Raw genomic sequence first — 12,353 nt, 5'->3', positions numbered from 1 at the left:
CCACAAATAATTTTTTTCCGCTCCGCTCCCCCGGGCGCGGGGCCCCCGCCCCCCCCCCGTCAGAGGGGGATCAAACCCGGTTCAACCAGGTCATGTAATCGGCCACGCCTTCGGCCACTGTCTTGAACTCGGCGTCATAACCGACACCGCGCAGTCTGGTCATATCTGCCTGGGTGAAGCTCTGATAGCGACCCTTGAGGTGATCAGGGAAGGGAATGTACTCGATGGCCCCTTTCTGGTGATGCTGGATCACGGCATCGGCCACGTTCTGGAACGGCTCGGCACGACCGGTACCGCAGTTGAAGATGCCGGAGTGCTGCGGGTTCTGCCAGAACCAGAGGTTCACCTTGCAGACGTCATCCACATAGATGAAGTCACGCATCTGGCCACCGTTCGGGAAACCGTCACAGCCTTCGAACAGCTTGGGATTCTCGCCCTTCTTCACCTGGGTATTGAGGTGGAAGGCAACGGAAGCCATGGAGCCCTTGTGCTGCTCGCGCGGACCGTAGACGTTGAAGTACTTCAGACCCACTACCTGGGAGTTGATCTCCGGCATCCAGCGGCGCACATACTGGTCGAACAGTTGCTTGGAGTAACCATAGACATTGAGCGGCTGCTCGAACTTGGGATCTTCGATGAAGTTGTCGTTGCGGCCACCGTAGGTCGCAGCGGAGGAGGCATAGATGAACGGGATTTCCCGCTCGATGCAGTAGTGGAACAGATCCTTGGAGTACTCGTAGTTGACCTCCATGATGAACTTGCCATTCCACTCAGTGGTCGCGGAGCAGGCACCTTCGTGGAAGATCACCTCGATGCCGTCGTCCCACTCTTCAAACTCGTCACCGGAGACGATCCGCGCCTGGAACTCGTCCTTATCCATGTAATCGGCAATGGTCAGATCGACCAGGTTGACGAACTTGGTGCCGTCGGTCAGGTCATCGATGACCACGATATCGGTCCGTCCTTGAGCGTTCAGCTGCTTGACCAGATTGCTGCCGATAAAGCCAGCACCGCCAGTTACTACGATCATGGAGTTTGCCTCGCGTACGTTGATGGCCACGTGTGACTGCTTGTTAAAGCTGTGTATAGTGAGCCAATTTGAAATTGCCGAAAAGTTTATCACGGGCCGCAAGGGGATTCGACCTTGATGCAACGGGCCCGTCAGAGGGAACAGTGATGAAAACCAGAGACAGGATCATTCACAGCGCCACCGAGCTGTTCAACGATCAGGGTGAGCGCAACATCACCACCAACCACATTGCCGCCCATCTTGGCATCAGCCCTGGCAACCTTTATTACCACTTCAGGAATAAAGAAGACATCATCCACTCGATTTTTGATCAATACGCCCGCCACCTGAGCGAGAGCTTCACCCCGGCGCGCAGCAACGAGATCAAGCTGGAAAACCTGATGGGCTACCTGGATGCCATCTTCTATCTGATGTGGCAGTTCCGTTTCTTCTACGCAAATCTACCGGACATCCTGAGTCGCGATGAGCCGCTGCAGCAGAAATACCTCAAGGCCCAGGAGCAGTTGCGTTCCTCCGTGGTCGCCTTGCTCAGGAGCCTGCGTGAAGGGGGCATCATAGACGTCAACGACGAAGACCTGCCCGACCTTGGCCAGACCATCAAGATGGTGGTGACCTGCTGGATCCCGTTCCAGATTGCCCAGGCGCCCAATACCCGCATCACCAAGCCGCTGCTCTATCAGGGGGTATTGCGGGTACTGTTCCTGCTGCGCCCCTATGTACAGCCCCAGGTAGCCGGGCAGATCCGCCAGCTGGAGCAGCATTACCGTCAGCTGGCCCAACCAGCAGGGTGAGATCTGTTTCACAATTGTTGAATATCAGCACAATCATTTGAATTCACCGCAACAGATTGCAGTAAAATACTGCCCATTGTTGATAATCAGCTGAAATAGCCAATGAGGTTCGAGGATGTCTAACGGATTCTATCGTCACCTGACAGAGCAGCTTAGCCAGGTGCAGGCGGAAGGATTGTACAAGCAGGAGCGCATCATCACCTCGGCCCAGCAGGCCCGGATTGCGGTGGGTGGCGAGCAGGTACTGAACTTCTGTGCCAACAACTATCTGGGGCTGGCCAACCACCCGGACCTTATCGAAGCGGCCCATCAAGGGCTGGATAGCCACGGCTTCGGCATGGCCTCGGTGCGCTTCATCTGCGGCACCCAGGATAATCACAAGGTGTTGGAACAGAAACTGTCCGCCTTCCTCGGCACCGAGGACACCATCCTCTACTCCTCCTGCTTCGATGCCAACGGCGGCCTGTTCGAGACCCTCTTCGGCGCCGAAGACGCCATCATCTCCGATGCCCTCAACCACGCCTCCATCATAGACGGCGTGCGGCTGTGCAAGGCCAAACGCTATCGCTACGCCAACAACGACATGGCCGAGCTGGAAGCCCAGCTCAAGCAGGCGGATGCCGATGGCGCCCGCTTCAAGCTGATCGCCACCGATGGGGTCTTCTCCATGGACGGGGTCATCGCCGACCTCAAATCAATCTGCGATCTGGCCGACAAATACGATGCACTGGTGATGGTGGATGACTCCCACGCCGTCGGCTTCATCGGCGAGAACGGCCGCGGCACTCACGAATACTGCGACGTGCTAGACAGGGTCGACATCATTACCGGCACCCTGGGCAAGGCGCTCGGCGGTGCCTCCGGTGGCTACACCTCCGGCAAGAAAGAGGCGATCGACTGGCTGCGTCAGCGCTCCCGCCCCTATCTCTTCTCCAACTCGCTGGCGCCCTCCATCGTCTCGGCCACCATCAAGGTGATCGACATGCTGGCCGACGGTCACGCGCTGCGCGCCCGCCTCAAAGAGAACAGCCAGTATTTCCGCGAGCGTATGAGCGCCGCCGGCTTCACCCTGGCGGGTGCCGATCACGCCATCATCCCCGTGATGCTGGGCGATGCCAAGCTGGCCTCCGAGATGGCGAGCCGCATGCTGGCTGCCGGCATCTATGTAGTGGGCTTCTCCTTCCCGGTCGTGCCCAAGGGCCAGGCGCGCATTCGTACCCAGATGTCCGCCGCCCACACCCGTGAGCAGCTGGACAAGGCCATCGATGCCTTCATCCGCATCGGCCGTGAACTCGGCGTCATCTGATTTGAATCAAGGGGCCGAATGCCCCTTTTTTCTGCATTCATCGTGAAGGAACAACCATGAAAGCACTCTCCAAACTGCATAAAGACGTCGGCATCTGGATGACAGACGTACCGGCCCCCGAGCTCGGCCACAACGACCTGCTGATCAAGATCCGCAAGACCGCCATCTGCGGCACCGACATCCACATCTACAACTGGGACGACTGGTCCCAGAAGACCATCCCGGTGCCCATGGTGGTGGGTCACGAATACGTAGGGGAAGTGGTCGCCATCGGCCAGGAAGTGCGCGGCTTCGCCGTGGGCGACCGGGTATCCGGCGAAGGCCACATCACCTGCGGCCATTGCCGCAACTGTCGCGCCGGCCGCACCCATCTGTGCCGTAACACCATTGGCGTCGGCGTCAACCGCCCGGGCGCTTTCGCCGAGTATCTGGTGATCCCGGCCTTCAACGCCTTCAAGCTGCCGGACAACATTCCCGATGAGCTGGCCGCCATCTTCGATCCGTTTGGCAACGCGGTGCACACCGCACTCTCCTTCGACCTAGTGGGTGAAGACGTGCTGATCACGGGCGCAGGCCCCATCGGCATCATGGCTGCCGCCGTCTGTCGCCACGTGGGTGCCCGCCATGTGGTGATCACCGACGTCAACGAATACCGGCTGGAGCTGGCCCGCAAGATGGGCGCCACCCGCGCCGTCAACGTGGCCAAGGAGAAACTCTCCGACGTGATGAGCGAGCTCGGCATGACCGAAGGCTTCGACGTGGGGCTGGAGATGTCCGGCGTACCCAGCGCCTTCCAGGACATGATCGACAAGATGAACCACGGCGGCAAGATCGCCATGCTCGGCATCCCGCCCGCCACCATGGCCATCGACTGGAACAAAGTGATCTTCAAGGGGCTGTTTATCAAAGGGATCTACGGTCGCGAGATGTTCGAAACCTGGTACAAGATGGCCAGCCTGATCCAGTCCGGACTGGATCTCTCTCCCATCATCACCCACCGTTTTGATATAGATGACTTCCAGCAGGGCTTTGATGCCATGCGTTCCGGCCAGTCCGGCAAGGTAATCCTCAGCTGGGATAAATAAGCCTCTCGGCGGCTCAATCCCATGAAACCCGGTGAAGACCGGGTTTCTTTTTCTGCGCCTCTCCTCGCCAGTTTGTGATCTGACGAAGAAACTTTGCACGCAGAGTGCTTAACACTTCACACACAAGCGTTTAAATGGCTGTAACTATTCGGTTATAATCCAGTCGTTTTCTAGGGATAATAAAAGCCTGCTGGGAGTACATGAGCGTGTTGAAAAAACTGAGCTATTTGCTGGTTGTCGGGATGACGGCTGCCAGCCTGTCCGGCGTGGTGCTTGCTGCCGATGAGATGTCACCGGAAGTGATTGCCGAACGGATCAAGCCTGTCGGTCAAGTCTATACCGCCAAGGATCTGGAAGGGATTGCGACCGCAGGCGCAGCTCCTGCTGCTGCGGCCCCCTCAGGCCCGCGCGATGGCGAGGCCGTGTTCAAGGGCGCTTGCTTCGCCTGCCATGACATGGGGATTGCCGGTGCACCGAAACGCGGTGACAAGGCAGCGTGGGAGCCACGTATAGCCCAAGGCATTGATACATTGAAGAAACATGCCATCGAAGGTTTCGCTGGCAAAACCGGCGTCATGCCGCCACGGGGGACTTGCGCCACCTGTAGCGATGAAGAGATCGAAAACGCCATTCACTACATGATCGACAAGCTCTAAGTGATTGAAAGGGCCGCAATTGCGGCCCTTTCAATCTGTTCACTTCCGACTACTCTTTGTAGGGTAGGCAAATCGGGAGTCTCTATGTCAGCGCAACCCATAGCACCACAGTATTCAACTCCCTTGCTGGCGTTGGTGTCCGCTATTATGGATTTTCCTGCCCCCTCCTCTGCCACGCCCAAAGATTACGACACCCTGATCCAGCAACTGGACCAGCTCTGCCCCCTGCAGCATTTCGGCATGCTGGGCTTGTCAGAGGCTGGGCTGCACTGGGTATGCGAACATCAGATTTCCGACAGTTTCAAACTGCAGCTGGGGCTGGAAGAATCGCGACTCACCGAGCAGCTGACCCAGCTTGATGAAGCCCAGGGCTGGTGCGTGTTTCCCATCGAGCATGGCCAGGTGCAGTGGTTGCTGGCCTGCAGCCAGCCCAAGGAGTTGCCCACTTTGCGCCTGCTGCTGGAGTGCCTCGCCAAGCGATTGAATGAAACCCAGGCCGGCTCGCAACTCTCGGCGCTGGCTTCTCCGCTCATCCGCAAGGATCCGGACTGGCAGAAAAAAATCGAGAGCATCAATCGCATCATCCGGCTGGCCAATACCCTGCCCAGCCAGGCCCTGTTCTCCCAGCTGGAAGCCGTGCTGCGCCAGATGCTGAACACCCAGGACATGCTGCTGGTGCGCATCGACAGCCACCAGTTGGAAAAAATCTATCCCGAGCTGCCGCTGCACGGCGATGAGTTCATCGCGGGCATGTGTCACAGCACCAACAACATGGAGCAGCACAAGGAGCAGCTGTTCTGGTACAGCCAGCCCCTGCGACTGCAGCAGCAATATTTCGCCCATTTCATCATCAGCACCCCACAGCCGCTGGAGACGGACGATCGGCTATTCCTCGACTTCCTTCGCAGCCAGCTGACCCTGCTGCTGGAACTGAGACGGATCAGGCAAGAGCTGCACGACATAAATTCGGAAGACTCCATCAATCAACGCCTGCAACAGTTGCGGCAGACCAACCTGAGATTGCAAAAGCAGCTCAAGCAGCATCAGGAACTGGAGCGCAGGCTACAGTTCGATGCCCTGCACGATCCGCTGACCCAGTTGCCGAACCGGGCCCTGCTGATGAACCACCTCAACCATGCCATGACCCACTTCCACCGTTACAAGTCACCCGGGTTCTCGCTGATCTTCATCGATGTGGATCACTTCAAGCAGGTCAATGACACTCTGGGTCACGGCGCCGGCGATCAACTGCTGAAGGAGATGAGCCGCCGGCTGCAAACCTGCATCCGGCAGAATGACATGGTGGCCAGGCTGGGAGGGGACGAGTTCGTCATCTATCTGGACAACAGCAAGCATGAGGACGACATCAGCCCGGTGCTCAATCGCATCATCAGCCGCCTTTCCTATCCCTTCCGGCTGCAAGGCAACGAGCGGGGCATCACTGTCAGTCTGGGGGTGGCCAGCGTATCGGAGCAAACCACCGACATCAGCCAACTGCTGCATCAAGCCGATCTGGCCATGTATCAGGCCAAGCGCAACGGGCGCAGCCGCATCGTCAGCTATTCGGAAGAGTGTTCGATTCAGACCTGGGCCTCACCTGAAGAGATGCTGGCCAGGGCCCTGCGGGAGGGCCGCATACTGCCCTATTTCCAGCCGGTGATCCGGCTCAAGGACAGCCGCCTGACCGGACTGGAGGTGATGGCCCGCTGGATCACCGAAGAGGGGGTACTCAAGGATGCCTTCGACTTCATCCCGTTGGCGGAACAGTGCGGTCTCATTCAGGAGCTGGATTACCAGATCCTGCGCCACACCTGCCAACAGCTGAAAGAGTGGTTGCCCATTTCGGGCCAGAGCAAGTTCAAGGTCGCCATCAACCTCTCCGGCAAGCATCTGGTCAATCACGAGCAGATCATGCGGCTGATGGACATCATAGAAACCGAGGGGATAGCGCCTGGCTATCTGATCTTTGAATTCAACGAGCGGGAGCTGTCGCGGCAGGATTCCGATGCCCTCACCTCCCTGCACGAACTGAGGGCCAAGGGCATTCAGATCAGTCTGGATGATTTTGGCACCGGCTTTTCCTCCCTCAATGCCCTGTTCCACTTCCCGGTGGATTATATCAAGGTGGATGACAGCTTCACCCATCGCATGTTGCAATCCCCCAAGGATTTGGCGCTGATCCGCGCCATGCGGGACATCTGTCAGGACCTGGACTTCACCCTGGTAGTCGAAGGCATCGAGAACCAGCAGCAGCTGCAGAAACTGATCGACATGGGTTGCCTGATGGGGCAAGGGCGCTACATCTCCCCCCCCATGCCGGGAGCCGATATCACACCCCTGCTCACCCAGACCAAGAGCGAGCACAGCTAGCCGCCGACTCAATCTTTCTTGAACAACGCCCTCAGGTTGGCAACCCCGACTTGCCCCTTCTGCTGGCGCTCCTCGGCCGTCACCTTCTTCTGGTTCTCCCACTCCAGATCGTCCTGAGGCAGCTCCAGCAGGAAGCGGCTCGGCTCGGGCCGCACCGACTCACCATACTGGCGTCGCTCCTTGCAGAGGGTGAAGGTCAGCTCGGTCTGGGCACGGGTGATGCCCACATAGGCGAGACGCCGCTCCTCCTCCACGTTGTCTTCATCTATGCTGGTCTGGTGGGGCAACAACCCCTCCTCCATCCCCACCATGAAGACGTAGGGGAACTCCAGTCCCTTGGAGGCGTGCAGTGTCATCAGCTGCACCTGATCGGCATCATCCTCCCCCTCGTTGCGCTCCATCATGTCGCGCAGGGTAAGACGAGTCACCACTTGGGCGAGCGTCATCGACTCCTCCAGCTCATCCCCTTCCAACATCTCTGTGATCCAGCGATAGAGGGTGGAGACGTTCTGCATCCGCATCTCTGCCGCCTTGGGGCTGGGGGACGTCTCGTAAAGCCACTCCTCGTAGTGGATCTCCTTGATCATGTCCCGCACCGCCTCCACCGGGTTGCCGCGCAGCGCCTGATCGCCGAGTCGCACCAGCCAGTTGGTGAAGGCTTGCAGGGCTACCAGACCACGACCGGAGAGAGATTGTTCCAGTCCCAGCTCGAAGCTGGCGGCAAACAGACTCTTGCCGCGCTGGTTGGCATACTGGCCAAGTTTTTCGAGCGTGGTGGGGCCTATCTCCCGCCGTGGCAGGTTGACCACCCGCAGGAAGGCGGTGTCCTCGTCCGGATTCACCAGCAGCTTGAGGTAAGCCATGATGTCCTTGATCTCGGTACGGGAGAAGAAGGAGGTCCCGCCCGAGATGCGATAGGGGATGCGGTTGGTCATCAGCGCCTTCTCGAAGATGCGCGACTGATGGTTGCCTCGGTAGAGGATGGCGTAATCCTTGAACCGGGTGCGGTTCATGAACTTGTGGCCCATCAGCTCGGCGGCGATCCGCTCCGCCTCATGCTCCTCGTTCTTGGCAAACAACACCTTGACCGGCACCCCGTAATCGAGCTCGGAGAAGAGCGCCTTGTCGAACACGTGAGGGTTGTTGGCGATCAGTATGTTGGCGCATTTCAGAATGCGTCCCTTGGAGCGGTAGTTCTGCTCCAGCTTGATGAGCTTGAGGCTCGGGAAGTCTTCGTTGAGCAGCACCAGATTCTGCGGCTTGGCGCCACGCCAAGAGTAGATGGACTGGTCATCGTCCCCAACCACGGTAAAGCGGGCCCGTTCGCCGACTATCTGCTTCACCAGCTCGTACTGGCTGGTGTTGGTGTCCTGATACTCATCGACCAGCAGGTAGCGGATCTTATTCTGCCAGCGGGTGCGTACCTCGTCATTGCTCTTGAGCAGCAGGGTCGGCATCACGATAAGGTCATCGAAGTCGAGCGCGTTGTAGGCCACCATCTGGCGGTGATAGCGCTCGTAGAGCTGGGCCATCAGCACCTCTTCCGGCCCTTGGGCGATACGCATGGCCCGCGCTGGCAGTATAAGATCATTCTTCCAGTTGGAGATCTGGCTGATGAGGGCCGACAGCTTGTCCTTGTCGTTATCCAGCTCAGCCTCGGTCAGCTCCTTGAGCAGCGCCAGCTGGTCGGTGTCGTCGAACAGGGAGAAGTTAGCCTTTAGATTCAGACTCTTGTGCTCGCGACGTATGATGTCGAGACCCAGGGTATGGAAGGTGGAGACCATGAGTCCCCGCGCCTCCTTGCGACCCAGGGTCTGGCCGACCCGCTCCTTCATCTCCCGCGCAGCCTTGTTGGTGAAGGTGACGGCCGCTATGTTGCGGGCGTTATAGCCACACTGCTGCACCAGATAAGCGATCTTGTTGGTGATGACGCGCGTTTTGCCCGATCCGGCTCCCGCGAGCACCAGGCAAGGGCCGGAGACAAACTTGACCGCTTCGTTCTGATTGGGGTTGAGCTTCATGGGCCGGATCTCTTGGCTTATGATGAGGGGCGGCATTGTAACAGAAATCAGCGGGCGAGCCGCATCGCTGCGCCGCACACCATCAGTCGGCAAACATCGCGATCCTTGTGTTCGAGCGCCATTTTCAGGATCATGGCCGACTTTTCTAGATGATGACGAGGGGAGCATGAATCAGCAAGAGCACGCCCGACTGCGCGGCCAGTTTCCGACCTTGGCGCAGCAGGTCAACGGCCACCCTCTGGTCTATCTGGACAACGCCGCCACCACCCAGAAGCCGCAAGCAGTGCTAGATGCCATCGCGCACTACTATCGGGCCGACAACGCCAACGTGCACCGCGCCGCCCATGCCCTTAGTGGTCGCGCTACCCGCGCCTTCGAGGCCGCCCGCGAGACAGTCGCTCACTTTATCAATGCGCCTCATAGCCACGAGGTGATCTGGACTCGCGGCACCACGGAGGCCATCAACCTGGTGGCCCAGAGCTGGGGCCAGAGCGAGCTCAAGGTGGGGGACGAAATCGTACTCAGCACCCTGGAGCACCACGCAAATATAGTGCCCTGGCAGTTGATTGCCGAGCGCACCGGCGCCCTTATCCGAGTCATCCCCCTCGACCAGCACGGCAATCTCGATATGGCCGCCTATCAGGCCATGCTGGGACCGCGCACCCGGCTGGTGAGCGTGTCCCATGTCTCCAATGCGCTCGGTACCGTCAATCCGGTCACCCAGATGGTGACAGCCGCCAAAGCGGTTGGCGCCGTGACCCTGATCGACGGTGCCCAGGCGGTGGCGCACCTCGAAGTGGATGTGCAGGCCATCGGCTGTGACTTTTACGTCTTCTCCGGCCATAAGCTCTATGGCCCGACCGGCATCGGCGTGCTGTGGGGTCGCACCAAACTGCTGGAGCGGATGCCCCCCTGGCAGGCGGGGGGCGAGATGATCGACAGAGTCAGCTTCTCGGGCACCACCTTCAACACCCTGCCCTTCAAGTTTGAAGCCGGTACCCCCCATATTGCCGGCGCCATCGGCCTCGCCGCTGCCATCGACTTTGTGATGGAGCAGGACAAGGACTCATTGGCCTGCCATGAAGCGGCGCTGACCGACTATCTGGTTGCCGGACTGCAACAGGTGCCGGGTCTGCATCTGGTCGGCGAACCTCGCCAACGCGCCGGTGCGGTATCTTTCCTGCTGGAGGATATCCACCCGCAAGATGCCGCCACCCTGCTCGACATGCAAGGCATAGCGCTGCGGGTCGGGCACCACTGTGCCATGCCGCTGATGGAGAGCCTTGGCATCGGCGGCACCATGCGGGCCTCGCTGGCCTGCTACAACAATCAAGATGACGTGGATGCCCTGCTGGCAGCCCTGCACAGACTGGAAGATTTCTTTTAAGGCATGACTGAGATGAATACCCTCGAGCACTACACCGCCATAGGCCGGGAACCCGACGCCGAAGCAATTCGCCAACAGTTCGTCGCCGCCAAGGGCTGGGAGAACCAGTACCGACTGATCATTCAGCTAGGCAAGCTGCTGCCCGCGCTGCCCGCCGAGTGGCAGACCGAAGAGAACCGCCTGAAAGGCTGCGAGAGCCAAGCCTGGCTGAAAGGTGAGAAGAGCGAAGATGGATGCTGGCACTTCGCCTGCGACTCCGATGCCCGCATCGTACGCGGCCTTATCGTTACCGTGCTGGCGGCGCTCAACCACCAATCCGCAGAGGCGATTCAGGCCTTTGATATGGAGGCCTACTTCACCGAACTGGGGCTGGAGAAACACCTGAGTCCGTCACGGGGTAACGGGCTCAGAGCGATAGTACTGGCGATCCAGGATCAGGCGTCGGTCTGATCTCCGGCCACCCGCGATATCTCTTCTGCCTTCGCGGCTGCCTCAAGGCGCTCCACTTTAGCCCCCCGCTCGGCAATCTTCTTCAGCACCCGGGAGGCGGCGACCAGCCCAAAGGTCGCCGTCACCGGCGTCACGGCCCCGAAGCCGGAGGCACAATCCATCTTCATGTTGCCGTCGCTAGCCGCCTTGGCCTGGCAGGTGCCGCCATTACCGTCGGGATAACTCAACTGCTCGGTTGAGAAGACACACTCCACCCCGAACTTGCGAGCAGGGTTTTTGCTGAAGTTGTGCAGCCGGCGCAGATCGGATCGCACCTTTGCCGCCAGTGGATCCTGAATGGTCTTGGCCAGATCGGCCACGGTGATCTGGGTGGGGTCCATCTGCCCGCCGGCACCGCCAGCCACTATCACAGGGATCTTGTTGCGCTTGCAGAAGGCTATCAGCGCCACCTTGGCCTTGACCGAATCGATGGCGTCCACCACATAGTCAAACTCCCGCTTGATATGCTCGGCCAGGTTGTCAGGAGTGACGAAATCATCCACCTCGATCACCTCGCAATCCGGGTTGATGGCACGAATGCGCTCTGCCATCACTTCGGTCTTGAGACGGCCGACCGTGCCCTGCATGGCGTGGATCTGGCGATTGGTGTTGGTGATGCAGATATCATCCATGTCGATCAGGGTGATCTGATTGATGCCAACGCGGGCCAGAGCCTCTGCCGCCCAGGAACCGACGCCGCCGATCCCGACCACACAGACTTTCGCCTGGCTGAAGGAGCGCAGCGCGCTCTGACCATAAAGACGGGCAATGCCCCCGAATCGCTGTAGATATTCTGCTTTCATACCATCACCTTGCTTGAGGGCGGCCATTATAGCGGCAACCTCTCTCAGGGGCGATGATCGGATGATGACGGTGTTGATGCGAGGGGGAAATGAGTGCGGTGTCGGCATGCTTGAAACGAAAAAAAGCCCAGTCTTTCGACTGGGCTTCTTGTTAGTGGCGGAGCGGACGGGACTCGAACCCGCGACCCCCGGCGTGACAGGCCGGTATTCTAACCAACTGAACTACCGCTCCGCTGTCTGGTTAGCTTTTTGCTAAATTGTCTGCCGCTTCAACGAGGTGTCATCCTCTCGGCCAATGACGTCATTCTTCACATCACTGTTTAATTGGGTGCCTGGCAGTGTCCTACTCTCGCATGGCGAATGCCACACTACCATCGGCGCTACCGCGTTTCACTTCTGAGTTCGGCATGGGATC

10 protein-coding genes, 1 tRNA gene and 1 rRNA gene are annotated in these 12,353 nt (G+C 59.1%); 7 read left to right on the top strand and 5 right to left on the bottom strand.

Annotation, left to right across the window (positions count from 1 at the left end; genetic code table 11):
• Positions 1-70: 70 nt before the first annotated feature.
• Positions 71-1,030 carry an ADP-glyceromanno-heptose 6-epimerase gene (gene rfaD, locus ACW5XD_RS23700; RefSeq protein WP_456496989.1) on the bottom strand — a complete coding sequence of 320 codons (960 nt, stop codon included), beginning with the start codon at positions 1,028-1,030 and terminating at the stop codon, positions 71-73.
• Positions 1,031-1,176: 146 nt separating this feature from the next.
• On the opposite strand from rfaD, the gene ACW5XD_RS23695 reads away from it, so the two are divergent.
• The 5 genes from ACW5XD_RS23695 to ACW5XD_RS23675 all read left to right on the top strand — a co-directional run bounded on the left by ACW5XD_RS23695 (position 1,177) and on the right by ACW5XD_RS23675 (position 7,238).
• Complete coding sequence (locus tag ACW5XD_RS23695) at positions 1,177-1,821, top strand: TetR/AcrR family transcriptional regulator (protein ID WP_042870427.1); 645 nt, start codon at positions 1,177-1,179, stop codon at positions 1,819-1,821.
• A 115-nt stretch (positions 1,822-1,936) separates the two neighbouring features.
• Entirely contained in the window at positions 1,937-3,127 is a 1,191-nt protein-coding gene (locus ACW5XD_RS23690; RefSeq protein WP_456496988.1) for a glycine C-acetyltransferase, read from the top strand.
• A gap of 56 nt (positions 3,128-3,183) precedes the next feature.
• The gene (gene tdh / locus ACW5XD_RS23685; protein WP_456496987.1) at positions 3,184-4,212 is read left to right on the top strand and encodes an L-threonine 3-dehydrogenase; all 1,029 of its coding nucleotides are present in this window, start codon (positions 3,184-3,186) and stop codon (positions 4,210-4,212) included.
• Between the two features lie 200 nt (positions 4,213-4,412).
• A complete protein-coding gene (locus ACW5XD_RS23680; protein WP_456496986.1) occupies positions 4,413-4,868 on the top strand; it encodes a c-type cytochrome in 456 nt (151 codons plus the stop codon).
• An 84-nt stretch (positions 4,869-4,952) separates the two neighbouring features.
• Positions 4,953-7,238, top strand: a complete 2,286-nt coding sequence (locus tag ACW5XD_RS23675; RefSeq protein ID WP_456496985.1) for a putative bifunctional diguanylate cyclase/phosphodiesterase — start codon at positions 4,953-4,955, stop codon at positions 7,236-7,238.
• An 8-nt stretch (positions 7,239-7,246) separates the two neighbouring features.
• Here the strand turns inward: ACW5XD_RS23675 and rep are convergent, their stop codons facing one another.
• On the bottom strand, positions 7,247-9,259 hold the full coding sequence (gene rep / locus ACW5XD_RS23670; RefSeq protein ID WP_098981367.1) for a DNA helicase Rep: 2,013 nt from the start codon (positions 9,257-9,259) through the stop codon (positions 7,247-7,249).
• Positions 9,260-9,425: 166 nt separating this feature from the next.
• Here rep and ACW5XD_RS23665 point away from each other — a divergent pair, with 166 nt between their 5' ends.
• Together ACW5XD_RS23665 and ACW5XD_RS23660 are read left to right on the top strand one after the other, a co-directional pair.
• Positions 9,426-10,646, top strand: a complete 1,221-nt coding sequence (locus tag ACW5XD_RS23665; RefSeq protein ID WP_456496984.1) for a SufS family cysteine desulfurase — start codon at positions 9,426-9,428, stop codon at positions 10,644-10,646.
• Between the two features lie 12 nt (positions 10,647-10,658).
• Positions 10,659-11,096: a SufE family protein gene (locus ACW5XD_RS23660; protein ID WP_456496983.1), complete on the top strand. Its 438-nt coding sequence runs from the start codon at positions 10,659-10,661 to the stop codon at positions 11,094-11,096.
• Here the strand turns inward: ACW5XD_RS23660 and tcdA are convergent.
• The 3 genes from tcdA to rrf all read right to left on the bottom strand — a co-directional run.
• Positions 11,081-11,938: a tRNA cyclic N6-threonylcarbamoyladenosine(37) synthase TcdA gene (tcdA, locus tag ACW5XD_RS23655; RefSeq protein ID WP_456496982.1), complete on the bottom strand. Its 858-nt coding sequence runs from the start codon at positions 11,936-11,938 to the stop codon at positions 11,081-11,083. The genes ACW5XD_RS23660 and tcdA overlap by 16 nt on opposite strands.
• Before the next feature lie 155 nt (positions 11,939-12,093).
• Positions 12,094-12,170: transfer RNA gene (locus ACW5XD_RS23650), tRNA-Asp, on the bottom strand.
• Positions 12,171-12,268: 98 nt separating this feature from the next.
• Positions 12,269-12,353 (bottom strand): 5S ribosomal RNA (gene rrf / locus ACW5XD_RS23645); the annotation flags it as partial.

The organism is Aeromonas enterica (assembly GCF_054052465.1).
Note: the sequence above shows the minus strand (reverse complement) of the source record. Positions and strands in the feature narration are given on the sequence as shown.